Origin of the sequence: Niveispirillum sp. SYP-B3756, from assembly GCF_009495745.1 — a bacterium.
Lineage (GTDB): Bacteria > Pseudomonadota > Alphaproteobacteria > Azospirillales > Azospirillaceae > Niveispirillum.
Map to the genome: position 1 here is coordinate 25460 of NZ_WIDQ01000016.1, position 14390 is coordinate 39849.

Here is a 14390-nt window from a genome sequence, read left to right on the forward strand (position 1 = left end):
GTTTGTCCCCCGTCACATGCCCGGCGGGCCCGCGAATATCTGATATATCCAGACAGCGAAGCCATAGCCGGCCACCACCCCGATCGACAGAACCGGGAAGAAAACGAAGGCCAGAAAGACGAACTTAAGCAGTTCGGCTTTTCTGGAGTCCGGAGCGGGGGTTGCATCCATGACATCCTGCCAAAATCTATTATTTTCTGACAAAACCATACCCCCAAGTGTAGGGGCAAACATTGATCAGAATCAATCTTGAGTAACGTCAACAGTAATAATCTTGTGCCGCTACGCACAGTGATTTGTTAAAAATTGATAATAGTCCAATCATGAATTGATAATAGTCAATTTAAACCCGCGTGATTTTCATCATCATTTATGGTGTCGCACTTGTGCGGAATTTGCCAAGTCGCAAGGACTGCGGTGTTCGGGCCTGCTTGGATGGCTTGCATCCCCACAGTGAAGGTTCTTGATAGATGAAGACGCAATTCATCCAGTTCCGACGCGATGCCGCACATCTCCTGTTGTTGCAGCAGGATGCCGTGCTCGGCGCACAGGCCGATGGATCGATTATCTGTGCCATTGACGATTGTCCCGAGGCACTTCCGTCCGATCCGTCCGAACGGCTGCTGCAACGGTTGCAGGGGCTGTTCCCGACACCGGGCACGGCCCGGATCAGCTTTACCGATTTACCCGAACGCGATAGTGGCTGCTGCGGTGGCCGCTGTGGCGGTTGACAAGGCCCGAGGAATGACATGACATCCCTGACACAACCCGTATCGCTGTTGGCTGCCACCATTCCAGGCGCCACCGCCGTCTTTCGGCGCCATGGCATCGACTTTTGCGGGAACTGATGAGCCCGCCGGATGGTGAGGGTGCGGCCCCTGCCAGTGTGTCCACCCCGGCACTGATCAGTTTGATCCTGAGCCGCTTCCATGAAGGTCACCGGCGACAGTGGGAGGAATTGCTCTACCTGTCGTGGAAGGTGGGGAGCGTCCATGGCCAACACCCGGACTGTCCCAAGGGCCTTCATACCCTGTTGGTCCAGGTGGCGGCTGAGTTGGAGGAACATATGCAGAAGGAGGAACAAGTGCTGTTCCCGGCCATGCTGTCCGGCGGTTCCCTGTTCCTTGCCGGCCCCATCGCCTGCATGATGGAGGAACATGACGTATTCGGCGATCAGTTGCACCAGATGGCGGCGCTGACGCGCAACTTCACGTCCCCGGCCCGCGCTTGCGCCACCTGGCGGGCACTCTATAGCAGCCTGCACCATTTCGTGCAGGAGGCCGGGGAGCATGTGCACCTGGAGAACAATGTCCTGTTTGCGCGTTTTAATAGATCGATCTGAGCAGTGATATTGACGCGGGAGCGCCACATATCCTACCTAGCCACGGGCCATCAGATGACCTCGCCTCACAGATAATGACAATGAAGCCCGACGACCTGAGCTTGGTGCGCAGCCTTCCGATGTTTCGCAAGCTGGCCGACGGGCAATTGTCGGCCCTGGCGGCATGTGGATCGCTGCAGCGCTATCCGCGTTCCACCCTGCTGTTCAACGAGGGGGAACAAGCCGATTTCCTGATGGTGCTGCTTGAAGGTGCGGTTGAACTGTTTGCCCGCGACCAGGATGAGAAGGAGGCGGTGGTAGACATCCTGTTCCCCGTTGATAGTTTCATCCTGGCTGCGGCGTTGACCGGAGCCCCCTATCTGATGTCGGCCCGAACCCTCATGCCATCACGCATTTTTCTATTGGAAACTGGGGCCTTCCGTCGGGCTGTGGCGGCTGATCCTGATCTTTCTATCCCCGTGATGGAGGAGCTTGCCCAGCATTTCCGCAGGCTGGTCCGCCAGATCAAAGATCTGAAGCTGCGAACAGGAGCCCAGCGCCTGGGTTGCTATGTGCTGTCCTTGGCGGGGGAAACGGATGAGGCGATATTGCCTTTTGACAAGCGAACTTTCGCTTCACGCCTGGGCATGACGGCGGAAAACCTCTCGCGTGCCTTTGCAACATTGCGAGACCATGGATTGTCTGTAGAGGGAAGCCGGATGGTGATCCGGGATCGGGTTCGGCTGACCGCCTTCTCCCGTCCGGCGGCCCTTATTGATCAGGCTGATAAGCCGCTTTCAATCATTTAGTGCGGCTTTCCTTTGACTGGACGCCGGTCCGGCGGCGGCCGTTGCCGCACCGGCGATTGAGGAAAGCTGGAGCCTGGAGCTTGTTTTTGGTCAGTGGAAACACGCTCCAGGGATTGATCCTGGAAAGGGGGGCAAGACATGCCAACGCCCCGGCCGATCGGTTCTGGTCATCCCGGTCGGCCATCGGCGCGGCGGGAAACCAGAATCGGTGCATAGATGATGAGGAACAGGATGAAGGCCGCCTCCCATGCTGTCCCGGCAATCCTGTAGGCGATCATCATGTCGGGCAACAACGGGGCAAGAACCCGGACCAGCGCGCCCAGGGTCAACAGCAAGTACGCGGCGACCGTTGCCTTGGCGGCAACAATCTCCCGCCTGGTATGGCCCAGCGCCGCACGGCTCATCACGGCCATGATCATGGTGGCGAAGGCGCCGGCCGTCAACGCATGGACCCAGCTCTGGCCGACATTGAGTCCCGCCAGCAGCCATCCCGCCTTCAGGATCAGGCCGACGGGGATCCAGCCATAAGCCACATGCAGGATAAATCGGCAATGGTGGTTTTCACCGGCTTGCCGCGGATGGCACCCCGCAGGCCCTTCTCCCGCATCAGCCGCGCGGCCATGCGGCGTCTTGACCCATTCGTTCGTGCCGTATGCGCCGAACAGCCGATCTTCGACGCCACAGACGACACCGCCGTCCATCACGACGGGTGATCCTTCTCGTGGTCCAGAACCAGCCGAACGGCCCGCTCCCGGACCTCAGCTGAAAATTTGTTCGTTGTCTTGCTCAGCGTAGCTCCATCTTTTCAGGAGTTGGAGCCGCCGACAATCCCGGTGCGGTTCAGGGGGCCACCGACCTGTCCGTCTTCAGGTGCCCGATCATTCTGGCGGAGAGGCTGCGACATTGGGATGGATATCGGACATCACGGTCCAGGCATTGCTGATTTTCGGCTATTGATAACAGCTACGCAGGTTTCCCGGCGAAGATCCAGTGCCTGTTCGACGGCGATCGCAATGCCATGCGCACGGTCGTCGATACCAGTCCAGACGGCACCACGCATCCGTGGGTCAACCTCCAGAAGCTTGACACCTGCCGGCGCTTCCGTGCCGTCGCGCACGACGCCGCGCAGAATGCCGTCGAACGGCGCCTGAATGGGAGTGTTGCCCAGATATCCGACGATATAGTTCCGGAATACGCGGGATCCGATGTCGATCGCCGTGTGCCAGCGGCCAGGCATGGTCGAATAGACAAAGCGCTCACCCCCGCGGTCCGCCAGCAGGCGGAACGTGCCGTCGGCAGGTTCCGTCGAGCCGTGGCGAAGGATGGTGCCTGCCTTGCCGGGCATTGTCTCAATGGCGAAATCGCAGTTCCGGTCCACGTGGAAGCCCGGACCTAGCCCGATGGTGAAGTCCGCCAGATGGCGCAGGTCCGGCCTCATCTGGTGCTTCTGCATCCTGGCATCGATCAACAGGTCGAGTTTGCGCACCACGATCAGGTCCAGCAGACCCAGTTCCGTAATGGCCACGGCCGTCCTTGCGGACAGGAAGGCCGGTAAATCAGCGCCGCTGTCGATCCGTTCCGCCGCCACGCCGGCCAATGTGACGGGATCATCGAACAGCGCGTCATGGAAGGCCATCTTGCGACGGATGACGGGGGGCAGCGGATCGTGGGACATGGTGACACCATAGCCCCGCTTATGCAGCCGCACGGCGACTGCCGATGCGATCTCGTTGGTCCCGAGAATGACGGCATAGGGGGCGCGGTTGCCGTTTTCACCGGGATGGATGATCGCGGATAGGGGCCTGTTAATCATTGTGCCGTCGTCCTTCAGGACTGGAGATGGAGAGCCCGGTTGCCGGTTGAGCGTTCGTCACAGCAAGATCATGAGGTGCCGGCCCGCGCGCCGATGCCGGCAATACCCAGTTGGATCAACGGTGCAGCCCCACCCCGGCCCAGCACCGTGTCCACCTTGCGCCGAACGGTTTCCAGTGTCAGCGGCTTGACCAATGCCCCATGCGCACCTGCTGCCAGGGCCTTGAGCGCCGTCGCCTCTTCGCTTGGCGAACAGGTGATCAGCAGCCGGACACCGGGAAAGGTGCGTTGGAAATCCCCCACCAGGCCCGGTCCCCGTTCCGCGATGAAGGATACGCCCAGCAGCACCAGATCCGGGCGGAGCCAATCGACACCCTTGGCATAGGCCTCTTCCGGGCTGGCCAATTCGTGGGTCTCGATCTCGTCATGCAGCATGAACTGCAAGGCCGCCCTGGTGATCTCATCCGCGTCCACGACAAAGACCCGACGCGGGTCCACGGCTTTGGCTGTCTCCACACCAATCTGCATCGCCTTGTCCTCCGTTTCCGACATAGGAAGTGCCGGAAGCCAAAGCAAAATCCGTTCCGTACACATAGTGCGGCTGGGAGCCTTGGTTTGCCCCGGCGACGGGTGGAGGCGGCTTGTTCCATTTACGACAGGCTGACATTGGGTGTCGGGTTCGACACATCTTTGTCGCTTGGATGTTACTGTAGAAATAACAAATAAAATCAATAACTTGATGATAATTCTTCGGTTGGCACGCCAGTTGCTCCAATCCGAACCGGCTAGTGAGGGCTGAGTACACGCCTACGCGCTGTCGAGCGATGTGCTCCTTCCCGACATCCGCTGAGCCAACTTCTGTGAACGAGGATCGTTCCGGCGCGTGCCGGGGCGGCATTGGCAATCGGCTTAACTATCGGTTCAAGGAGAACTCTCAATGTCGGCTCTGCGACAGATCGCTTTCTACGGCAAGGGTGGCATCGGCAAGTCCACCACCTCCCAGAATACCCTGGCGGCCCTGGCCGAGATGGGGCACCGCATCCTGATCGTCGGCTGCGACCCCAAGGCGGACAGCACGCGTCTGATCCTGCACGCCAAGGCCCAGGACACCATCCTCTCCCTCGCCGCCGCCGCCGGCAGCGTCGAGGACCTGGAGATCGAGGACGTGATGAAGGTCGGTTACCAGGATATCCGCTGCGTGGAATCCGGTGGTCCGGAGCCGGGTGTCGGCTGCGCCGGCCGCGGCGTCATCACCTCCATCAACTTCCTGGAGGAGAACGGCGCCTACGAGGATATCGACTATGTCTCCTATGACGTGCTGGGCGACGTGGTGTGCGGCGGTTTCGCCATGCCCATCCGCGAGAACAAGGCGCAGGAGATCTATATCGTCATGTCCGGCGAGATGATGGCCATGTACGCGGCCAACAATATCTCCAAGGGCATCCTGAAATATGCCATGTCCGGCGGCGTGCGCCTGGGCGGCCTGATCTGCAACGAGCGCCAGACCGACAAGGAGCTGGAGCTGGCGGAAAACCTGGCCAAGAAGCTGGGCACGCAGCTGATCTATTTCGTGCCGCGCGACAATATCGTGCAGCATGCCGAGCTGCGCCGCATGACGGTGCTGGAATATGCGCCGGAATCCGATCAGGCCAACCATTACCGGGAACTGGCCCGGCGCATCCACAACAATGCCGGTAATGGCGTCATCCCCACCCCCATCACCATGGACGAGCTTGAGGACATGCTGATGGAGCATGGGGTGATCAAGACCATCGACGAGAGCCAGGTCGGCAAGAGTGCCGCCCAGCTTGAACTGGCCTGATCGGCGGAACCCGGGTCCGGCTGGCATGTCCCGCCGGACCCTCCCTTCCCGGGTAACATGAGGGCAGTCACATGAGCATGTCGGAAACGCAGAATGTTGCGGAGATCAAGGCCCGCAACAAGGAGCTGATCAACGAGGTCTTGCAGGTTTACCCGGAGAAGACCGCGAAGCGCCGCGCCAAGCACCTGAACGTGCATGAGGCCGGCAAGTCCGATTGCGGCGTCAAATCGAACCTGAAATCCATCCCCGGCGTCATGACCATCCGTGGCTGCGCCTATGCCGGCTCCAAGGGCGTGGTCTGGGGACCGATCAAGGACATGATCCATATCAGCCATGGCCCCGTCGGCTGCGGCCAATATTCCTGGGCGGCACGTCGCAATTACTACATTGGTACGACAGGTATCGACACGTTCGTGACCATGCAGTTCACGTCCGACTTCCAGGAAAAGGACATCGTCTTCGGCGGCGACAAGAAGCTGGCCAAGATCATCGACGAGATCCAGGACCTGTTCCCGCTGAATAACGGCATATCCATCCAGTCGGAATGCCCGATCGGCCTGATCGGCGACGATATCGAGGCCGTGTCCAAGGTGAAGTCCAAGGAATATGAGGGCAAGACCATCGTGCCCGTGCGCTGTGAGGGTTTCCGCGGCGTTTCCCAGTCGCTGGGCCACCATATCGCCAACGACGCCATTCGCGACTGGGTGTTCGACAAGGCCCAGGGCAAGGATGCGCCGGCCGGGTTCGAGGCCACGCCCTATGACGTCGCCATCATCGGCGATTACAATATCGGCGGCGACGCCTGGTCGTCGCGCATCCTTCTAGAAGAGATGGGCCTGCGCGTCATCGCGCAATGGTCGGGCGACGGCACGCTGGCCGAGCTGGAAGCCACGCCCAAGGCCAAGCTGAACGTGCTGCACTGCTACCGGTCGATGAACTATATCTCCCGCCATATGGAGGAGAAATACGGCATCCCCTGGTGTGAATATAATTTCTTCGGCCCCAGCAAGATCGCGGAATCGCTGCGCAAGATCGCCAGCTATTTCGACGACAAGATCAAGGAAGGGGCCGAGCGCGTCATCGCCAAGTACCAGGCCCTGGTCGATGATGTCATCGCCAAGTATCGCCCCCGCCTGGAAGGCAAGACGGTGATGCTGTTCGTGGGCGGTCTGCGCCCCCGCCACGTCATCGGCGCCTATGAGGATCTGGGCATGGAGGTGGTCGGCACCGGCTATGAGTTCGGCCATAACGACGATTATCAGCGCACGGCCCAGCATTATGTGAAGGACGGCACGCTGATCTATGACGACGTGACCGGATACGAGTTCGAGAAATTCGTCGAGAAGGTCCAGCCCGATCTGGTCGGGTCCGGCATCAAGGAGAAGTACGTCTTCCAGAAGATGGGCGTACCGTTCCGCCAGATGCACTCCTGGGACTATTCCGGCCCCTATCACGGCTATGACGGCTTCGCCATCTTCGCCCGCGACATGGACATGGCCATCAACGCCCCGGTCTGGAAGATGGCCGAGACGCCCTGGAAGGCCAAGCCGAAACCCCACCTGATGGCCGCCGAGTAAGCGGCTTCCGCCCTGTCCCTGCGCCCCTGTCCGGGGTGGGGGGACAGCCTCGGATAATCCCTTGGAAGGGTACAAGATCATGACGCAGAGTGCTGACAATGTGCTCGACCATTTCGAGCTGTTCCGGGGTCCGGAATATCAGAACATGCTGGCCGCCAAGCGCGAGCTGTTTGAAAACCGGCGCGATCCCGCCGAGGTAGAGCGGGTGCGGGAATGGGCCAAGACGGCCGAATACCAGGAAAAGAACTTCGCCCGTGAGGCGCTGACCATCAATCCGGCCAAGGCCTGCCAGCCGCTGGGTGCCGTGTTCGCGGCGGTCGGGTTCGAGGGCACGCTGCCCTTCGTCCATGGCTCCCAGGGTTGCGTTGCCTATTACCGCAGCCATTTCTCCCGTCATTTCAAGGAACCGACCTCCTGCGTTTCCTCCTCCATGACCGAGGATGCGGCGGTGTTCGGTGGCCTGAACAACATGATCGACGGGCTGGCCAATACCTATTCCATGTACAAGCCCAAGATGATCGCCGTTTCCACCACCTGCATGGCGGAAGTGATCGGCGATGACCTGAACGCCTTCATCAAGACGGCCAAGGAAAAGGGCTCCGTGCCCGAGGCCTTCGATGTGCCGTTTGCCCATACGCCGGCCTTCGTCGGCAGCCATGTCACGGGCTATGACAATGCGCTGAAGGGCATCCTGGAACATTTCTGGGACGGCAAGGCCGGCACGGCCCCGAAGGTGGAACGCCAGCCCAATGGCAAGATCAACTTCATCGGCGGTTTCGACGGCTACACGGTCGGCAATATCCGCGAGATCAAGCGCATCTTCGACCTGATGGGCGTGGAATACACCATCCTGGGCGACAACAGCGATGTCTGGGACACGCCCACCGATGGCGAGTTCCGCATGTATGATGGTGGCACGACACTGGAAGAGGCGGCGGCGGCCGTCCATGCCAAGGCCACCCTCTCCATGCAGGAATATTGCACGGAAAAGACGCTGCCCTTCATCGCCGGCCATGGGCATGAGACGGTTGCCTTCAACCACCCGGTCGGGGTGGCGGGCACCGACCGTTTCCTGATGGAAGTGGCCCGCCTGACCGGTAAGGAAATCCCCGACGCGCTGGCGCGGGAGCGTGGCCGACTGGTCGATGCCATCGCGGACAGCAGCTCGCACATCCATGGCAAGAAGTTCGCGCTCTATGGCGATCCCGACCTTTGCCTGGGTCTGGCGGGGTTCCTGCTGGAACTGGGCGCGGAGCCGACACATGTGCTGGCCACCAATGGCAGCAAGGGTTGGGCGGCGAAGATGCAGGAACTGTTCGACAGTTCGCCGTTCGGGAAGAACTGCAAGGCCTATCCGGGCCGCGACCTGTGGCACATGCGGTCGCTGCTGTTCACCGAGCCGGTGGATTATCTGATCGGCAATACCTATGGCAAATATCTGGAACGCGATACGGGCACGCCGCTGATCCGCATCGGCTTCCCGATCTTCGACCGGCACCATCATCACCGCTACCCCGTCTGGGGCTATCAGGGCGGCATGAATGTGCTGGTGCGTATCCTGGACAAGATCTTTGATACGTTCGATGCCAACACCAACATCCCGTCGAAGAGCGATTACAGCTTCGACATCATCCGCTGATCCCGTCTCCCGCGCGTTGCGGCGTCCCGTTCAAGGGGGCGCCGCACCCCACCCAAGCGACCGCCCAGGAGAACCGGCATGACCACCTTGTCCGCTACCATCCAGGAAGTGTTCAACGAACCGGCCTGCGCCAAGAACGCGGCCAAGTCGGAGAAGGAACGCAAGAAGGGCTGCACCAAGCAGTTGCAGCCCGGTGGGGCGGCGGGCGGCTGCGCCTTCGACGGTGCCAAGATCGCCCTGCAGCCGCTGACCGATGTTGCCCATCTGGTGCATGGGCCCATCGCGTGCGAGGGCAATTCCTGGGACAATCGCGGGGCCAAATCCTCCGGCCCCAGCCTGTGGCGCACCGGCTTCACCACCGACATCAACGAAACCGACATCGTCTTCGGCGGGGAAAAGCGGCTGTTCAAGGCCATCCGCGAGATCATCGGGAAATACGACCCGCCGGCCGTCTTCGTCTATCAGACCTGTATCCCGGCCATGACCGGCGACGATATCAATGCCGTGGCCAAGGCCGCGTCGGCGAAGTTCGGCAAGCCCGTCATCCCCATCAACGCCCCCGGCTTTGTCGGGCCGAAGAATTTGGGCAACAAGCTGGCCGGCGAGGCGCTGCTGGACCATGTGATCGGCACGGTGGAGCCTGAATACACCACGCCCTATGACATCAACATCATTGGCGAATATAACCTGTCCGGCGAGCTGTGGCAGGTGAAGCCGCTGCTGGATGCGCTGGGCATCCGCGTCCTGTCCTGCATTTCCGGCGACGGGCGCTACAGGGAAGTGGCGCAGTCGCATCGGGCGAAGGCGGCGATGATGGTCTGTTCCAAGGCCATGATCAATGTCGCCCGCAAGATGGAGGAACGCTACGGCATCCCCTTCTTTGAAGGTTCCTTCTACGGTATCGGCGATACCAGCGACAGCCTGCGCGAGATCGCGCGGCTGCTGGTGTCGCGCGGCGCGCCGGCCGACCTGCTGGACCGTACCGAGGCGCTGATCGCGCGGGAGGAGGCCAAGGCCTGGGCCAGCATCGCCCCCTTCAAGCCGCTGTTTGCCGGCAAGCGCGTGCTGCTGATCACCGGGGGTGTGAAATCCTGGTCGGTGGTGGCGGCGCTGCAGGAGGCGGGGCTGGAGATCGCCGGCACCAGCGTCAAGAAATCCACCAAGGAAGACAAGGAACGCATCAAGGAACTGATGGGCGAAGACGCCCACATGATTGAGGACATGACCCCGCGCGAGATGTATCGCATGCTGAAGGACGCCAAGGCCGACATCATGCTGTCGGGCGGGCGGTCGCAGTTCGTGGCGCTGAAGGCGGCCATGCCCTGGCTGGACATCAACCAGGAACGCCACCACGCCTATATGGGCTATGTCGGCATGGTCGACCTGCTGCGGGAGATCGCCAAGACCCTGTTCAACCCCGTCTGGGAACAGGTGCGCCGCCCCGCCCCCTGGGACGACCCGGCCGACAACTGGCAGGCCCGCGCCCTGGCGGAAATCGTCGCCCCCCAATTGGCGGCGGAGTAGGGACCATGGCCAAGGTCACCCATGTCAAGAAGGCCTGCACGGTCAACCCGCTGAAGATGAGCCAGCCCATCGGGGCGGCACTGGCCTTCATGGGCCTGCGCGGTGCCATGCCGCTGCTGCACGGATCGCAAGGCTGCACATCGTTCGGGCTGGTGCTGTTCGTCCGCCATTTCAAGGAGGCCATCCCGTTGCAGACCACGGCCATGAGCGAAGTGGCCACGGTGCTGGGCGGCTATGAGAATGTCGAGCAGGCCATCCTCAACATCCACAAGCGCACCAAGCCGGAAATCATCGGCATCTGTTCGACCGGCGTCACCGAGACCAAGGGCGATGATGTCGAAGGCTATATCCAGCTGGTCCGGGAGCGTCACCCGGAGCTGGCCAGCCTGCCGCTGGTCTATGTCTCCACGCCCGATTTCAAGGACGCGTTCCAGGATGGCTGGACCAAGGCGGTGACGCGCATGGTGGACGTGCTGGTGCGGGTGCCGGAACCCGGTGCCGTCCGCGATGCGGGTCGCATCGCCGTGCTGCCGGGCTGTCACCTGACGCCGGGTGATCTGGAGGAACTGCGCACCATCATTGAGGATTTTGGCCTGCGGCCCAGCTTCCTGCCCGACCTGTCCGGGTCGCTGGACGGCCATATCCCGGAGGATTTCACGCCCACCACCATCGGCGGCATCGGGGTGGATGAGGTGGCGAGCCTGGGCGAGGCTGCCTGGGCTGTGGCCATCGGGGAGCAGATGCGACCGGCGGCGGAAGCGCTGCGCACGCGCGCAGGCGTGCCGTTCCGCCTGTTCCCGCGCCTGTGCGGGCTGGCGGCGATGGATGAATTCATCATGTTCCTGTCGGCCGCCAGCGGCCGGCCCGTGCCCGCGAAATACCGGCGTCAGCGGGGCCAGCTGGTCGATGCCATGCTGGACGGGCATTTCCACATCGGCGGGCGCAAGCTGGCCATTGCCGCCGAACCCGACCTGCTGGCCGATGTCGCCGGCATGTTGCGCGAGATGGGGGCGGAAATCAGCGTGGCGGTGACCACGGCCCATTCCCCCATCCTGTCCGGGATCGACACGGAAGAGGTGCTGATCGGCGATCTGGAGGATCTGGAGCGGCTGGCCGGTGAACGCGGCTGCGACCTGCTGGTCACCCATTCCCATGGCCGCCAAGCGGCAGCAAGGCTGGGCATTCCCTTCTTCCGCGTCGGCATTCCCATGTTCGACCGACTGGGGGCCGGACACCTGTTGACGGTCGGGTATCGCGGTGTCCGCGACCTGATCTTCGCCATCAGCAACCTCGTCATCGCCGATGCCGAGCAGAACCATCAGCCCACGCCCGACAGTTGGCGGCTGACGGAAGAGGACGGCGCCACCGATGGCGCACAGCAGAAAGGGCAAGCCGCATGAAAGTCGCCTTCGCCACACAGGACCTGAAACGGGTGGATGCCCATTTCGGCTGGGCCCGCAACATCGCCATCTACGACCTGCAACCCGAGGGGCACCGCTTCCTGGAGGCGGTGGAGTTCGCTGGCGACCTGCAGGAGGATGGCAACGAGGACAAGCTGGCGCCCAAGATCGAGGCGATCAAGGATTGCGCCATCCTTTATGTCGCCGCCATCGGCGGGTCGGGTGCCGCGCGTGTCGTGGCCAACAATATCCACCCGATGAAGGTCAACCAGCCCGAGCCGATCGATGATCTGCTGGAGAAGCTGCGCGACGTGCTGAACGGCACGCCGCCGCCCTGGCTGCGCAAGGCCATGGGCAAGGGTGCCGCCCGGACACTGGATTTCGAGGATTGAGGATCGCCATGACCGAGATAATGGAACTATCGCCTGACCAAGCGGCCGCGCAATCGCCCTTCGTCCGGCAGTTGGTGAAGATCTGGCGCGCCCAGGATACGCACGGCACCTGGGACGGCAAGTCCGACCTGGACCTGCTGGAACCCTATATCATCGACAAGGCCAAGCGTCGCCTGCTGCCGATCATGGGCGATCCCGATCCGGAGACGATCTGGCGGCTGGAGCTGTTCTTCAATGCCATCGCCCTGTCGATCGAGCTGGAAACCGGCGTCATGGTCTCGCCCATGCTGAAGATGAGCCATGAGGGCTTCGGCCGCATGGTGCTGATCGGCGGGCGGCTGATCGTGGTGAACAAGCAGTTGCGCGACGTTCACCGTTTCGGCTTCGACAGCCTGGCCAAGCTGGCCGAGGAAGGGACCAAATATGTCCAGCAGGGGGTGGAGATGATCGGGCGCTTCCCCGATGTCGCCCGCTACTGACCCGCTGCCGGAGGATTGGCCATGAGCGACATGGACACATTGAAGACCGAGATCAAGAAGCTGTCGGCCAAGGCCATGCAGGCCAAGATGGACCTGCATGACCTGTCTGAGGAACTGCCCGTCAACTGGACCTCCATCCTGGAGGTGGCGCAGCGCACCCACAGCGCCTTCGCCGAACTGGAGGCCAAACGCGCCAGCCTGAAGGCCCTGGAAAGCGCTTGAGATACAGCAGAACCTGAAAGGAACCCCCGATGTCCGCCCCCTTCACCCGCGACGGCCGGTCCTGGCAGCCGGATTTCCTGATCGCCATCGACGCCAAGCGCTGCATCGGCTGCGGGCGCTGCTTCAAGGTCTGCGGCCGCGGCGTCATGGAGCTGAAGGGGCTGAACGAGGAGGGGGAGCTGGTCTCGCTCGACGATGACGAGGATGAGGAAATCGAGAAGAAGGTGATGGTGATGGCCGATGCCGGCGCCTGCATCGGCTGCCGGGCTTGCGCCCGCGTCTGCCCGGCCAATTGCCAGGTTCATTCACCCGTGGCGGCGTGAGGCGGCGATGCGCGCAGGCGACGCCTATCCCTGGCTGATGGCGCGCGGCGGCGCGGGCGACCCGTTCGACCTGCATGTCGTCGCCTGCATCCTGTCGCTGGCCTGGGCGGAGGCCGTGGCCGATGGTGGCGGCCTGCCGGAAGGGCTGGGCCTGGACGGCGATGCGGCGGCCGGAATGATCACGCGGCTGTTCCCCGATGCCTTTCCCGCCCTGGCGCCGCTGCTGCCGGGGCCGGCTGTGCTGGGCGATGACGAGATGGCGGTGCGCGACCTGCTATGGATGTATGCCGATGGCGGCACCGCGTTGCAGCGCTGCCTGTCGGCGATGATCGCCCGGCGCTGCACCCGGCCCAACCATCTCTGGCAGGATCTGGGCCTGCGCAACCGGGGGGAACTGTCGCTGCTGATGTCGCGGCATTTCGGCCTGCTGGCGGCGCGCAACAGCCAGGACATGAAATGGAAGAAATATCTCTACCGCACCATCTGCCGGTCGGAAGGGTTCAGCCTGTGCACGGCCCCTGTCTGCAGCGATTGTGAGGATTTCGACAATTGCTTCGGCGCGGAGGAGGGGGAGGCGGTGCTGGCCCATATCCGTTCCGACCGACCGCATCGCCATCCTTAAAGGGAGGCCCACCCCATGACCCAGCCGCAGAACCCGCCGGACATCGCCTATGCGCTGTGCCGGCTTGACGACATTCCCAGCCGCAAGGCACGCGGCTTCCACCTGCTGCGGCTGGAGGCGGACGGGGGGACCCGGCCCTGGACCATCATCGTCGTGCGCTGGGGCCGGCAGGTGGTCGGCTATGTCAATCGCTGCCCCCATGACGGGGTGCATCTGGATTGGGAGCGCAACCAGTTCCTGGACCCTGACGGTACGCGGCTGATGTGCGGCAAACATGGGGCCCTGTTCGATCTGGGCACCGGTGCCTGCGTCGACGGTCCCTGTCGGGGGCAATCCCTGACGCCGGTCGCGCTGACTGTGCTGGATGGCGATATCTGCGTCACGGGCGTGGTGCTGGCCGAAGAGGACGAACCGGAATTGCCCTGCGAGGCCGAAGGGGTGTGAGGGG

At 62.3% G+C, this 14390-nt stretch carries 18 protein-coding genes and 1 pseudogene; 14 read left to right on the top strand and 5 right to left on the bottom strand.

What is annotated here, in order from left to right; genetic code table 11:
• Positions 1 to 12 precede the first annotated feature (12 nt).
• On the bottom strand, positions 13 to 171 hold the full coding sequence (napE, locus tag GE253_RS21275; protein WP_153206158.1) for a periplasmic nitrate reductase, NapE protein: 159 nt from the start codon (positions 169 to 171) through the stop codon (positions 13 to 15).
• 299 nt (positions 172 to 470) lie between these two features.
• Here napE and GE253_RS21280 point away from each other — a divergent pair, with 299 nt between their 5' ends.
• The 3 genes from GE253_RS21280 to GE253_RS21290 all read left to right on the top strand — a co-directional run bounded on the left by GE253_RS21280 (position 471) and on the right by GE253_RS21290 (position 2130).
• Positions 471 to 731 (top strand): hypothetical protein, encoded by a 261-nt coding sequence (locus tag GE253_RS21280; RefSeq protein WP_153206159.1) that lies wholly within the window; start codon positions 471 to 473, stop codon positions 729 to 731.
• A gap of 116 nt (positions 732 to 847) precedes the next feature.
• Positions 848 to 1342, top strand: a complete 495-nt coding sequence (locus GE253_RS21285; protein ID WP_211101538.1) for a hemerythrin domain-containing protein — start codon at positions 848 to 850, stop codon at positions 1340 to 1342.
• Positions 1343 to 1422: 80 nt separating this feature from the next.
• Positions 1423 to 2130, top strand: a complete 708-nt coding sequence (locus GE253_RS21290; protein ID WP_173012763.1) for a cyclic nucleotide-binding domain-containing protein — start codon at positions 1423 to 1425, stop codon at positions 2128 to 2130.
• Positions 2131 to 2297: 167 nt separating this feature from the next.
• On the opposite strand, the gene GE253_RS21295 is transcribed toward GE253_RS21290, so the two are convergent.
• The 4 genes and pseudogenes from GE253_RS21295 to GE253_RS21310 all read right to left on the bottom strand — a co-directional run bounded on the left by GE253_RS21295 (position 2298) and on the right by GE253_RS21310 (position 4494).
• Positions 2298 to 2663 (bottom strand): NnrS family protein, encoded by a 366-nt coding sequence (locus GE253_RS21295; protein WP_173012764.1) that lies wholly within the window; start codon positions 2661 to 2663, stop codon positions 2298 to 2300.
• Between the two features lie 96 nt (positions 2664 to 2759).
• Positions 2760 to 2920 (bottom strand): annotated as a pseudogene (locus GE253_RS21300) (IS3 family transposase); the annotation flags it as partial.
• A 132-nt stretch (positions 2921 to 3052) separates the two neighbouring features.
• Positions 3053 to 3943 (bottom strand): xanthine dehydrogenase, encoded by an 891-nt coding sequence (locus GE253_RS21305; RefSeq protein WP_153206161.1) that lies wholly within the window; start codon positions 3941 to 3943, stop codon positions 3053 to 3055.
• Positions 3944 to 4011: 68 nt separating this feature from the next.
• Complete coding sequence (locus tag GE253_RS21310; protein ID WP_247878799.1) at positions 4012 to 4494, bottom strand: response regulator; 483 nt, start codon at positions 4492 to 4494, stop codon at positions 4012 to 4014.
• A gap of 385 nt (positions 4495 to 4879) precedes the next feature.
• Between GE253_RS21310 and nifH the strand changes: the two genes are divergently transcribed.
• The 11 genes from nifH to GE253_RS21365 all read left to right on the top strand — a co-directional run bounded on the left by nifH (position 4880) and on the right by GE253_RS21365 (position 14386).
• Entirely contained in the window at positions 4880 to 5764 is an 885-nt protein-coding gene (gene nifH / locus GE253_RS21315; RefSeq protein WP_153206162.1) for a nitrogenase iron protein, read from the top strand.
• Positions 5765 to 5835: 71 nt separating this feature from the next.
• Positions 5836 to 7341 (top strand): nitrogenase molybdenum-iron protein alpha chain, encoded by a 1506-nt coding sequence (gene nifD, locus GE253_RS21320; RefSeq protein ID WP_153206163.1) that lies wholly within the window; start codon positions 5836 to 5838, stop codon positions 7339 to 7341.
• A gap of 79 nt (positions 7342 to 7420) precedes the next feature.
• On the top strand, positions 7421 to 8980 hold the full coding sequence (gene nifK, locus GE253_RS21325) for a nitrogenase molybdenum-iron protein subunit beta (RefSeq protein WP_153206164.1): 1560 nt from the start codon (positions 7421 to 7423) through the stop codon (positions 8978 to 8980).
• Positions 8981 to 9058: 78 nt separating this feature from the next.
• A complete protein-coding gene (gene nifE, locus GE253_RS21330) occupies positions 9059 to 10504 on the top strand; it encodes a nitrogenase iron-molybdenum cofactor biosynthesis protein NifE (RefSeq protein ID WP_173012765.1) in 1446 nt (481 codons plus the stop codon).
• A 5-nt stretch (positions 10505 to 10509) separates the two neighbouring features.
• Positions 10510 to 11904: a nitrogenase iron-molybdenum cofactor biosynthesis protein NifN gene (nifN, locus tag GE253_RS21335; protein ID WP_153206165.1), complete on the top strand. Its 1395-nt coding sequence runs from the start codon at positions 10510 to 10512 to the stop codon at positions 11902 to 11904.
• The gene (gene nifX, locus GE253_RS21340; RefSeq protein ID WP_153206166.1) at positions 11901 to 12296 is read left to right on the top strand and encodes a nitrogen fixation protein NifX; all 396 of its coding nucleotides are present in this window, start codon (positions 11901 to 11903) and stop codon (positions 12294 to 12296) included. The genes nifN and nifX overlap by 4 nt, the downstream gene beginning before the upstream one ends.
• Positions 12297 to 12304: 8 nt before the next feature.
• A complete protein-coding gene (locus tag GE253_RS21345; RefSeq protein WP_153206167.1) occupies positions 12305 to 12775 on the top strand; it encodes a NifX-associated nitrogen fixation protein in 471 nt (156 codons plus the stop codon).
• Between the two features lie 21 nt (positions 12776 to 12796).
• Positions 12797 to 12997 carry a CCE_0567 family metalloprotein gene (locus GE253_RS21350; protein ID WP_153206168.1) on the top strand — a complete coding sequence of 67 codons (201 nt, stop codon included), beginning with the start codon at positions 12797 to 12799 and terminating at the stop codon, positions 12995 to 12997.
• 29 nt (positions 12998 to 13026) lie between these two features.
• Positions 13027 to 13320 carry a ferredoxin III, nif-specific gene (gene fdxB / locus GE253_RS21355; RefSeq protein ID WP_153206169.1) on the top strand — a complete coding sequence of 98 codons (294 nt, stop codon included), beginning with the start codon at positions 13027 to 13029 and terminating at the stop codon, positions 13318 to 13320.
• A 7-nt stretch (positions 13321 to 13327) separates the two neighbouring features.
• Positions 13328 to 13942 (top strand): nitrogen fixation protein NifQ, encoded by a 615-nt coding sequence (locus GE253_RS21360; protein ID WP_153206170.1) that lies wholly within the window; start codon positions 13328 to 13330, stop codon positions 13940 to 13942.
• 15 nt (positions 13943 to 13957) lie between these two features.
• Complete coding sequence (locus GE253_RS21365; protein WP_153206171.1) at positions 13958 to 14386, top strand: Rieske 2Fe-2S domain-containing protein; 429 nt, start codon at positions 13958 to 13960, stop codon at positions 14384 to 14386.
• The last annotated feature ends 4 nt before the right edge of the window (positions 14387 to 14390 follow it).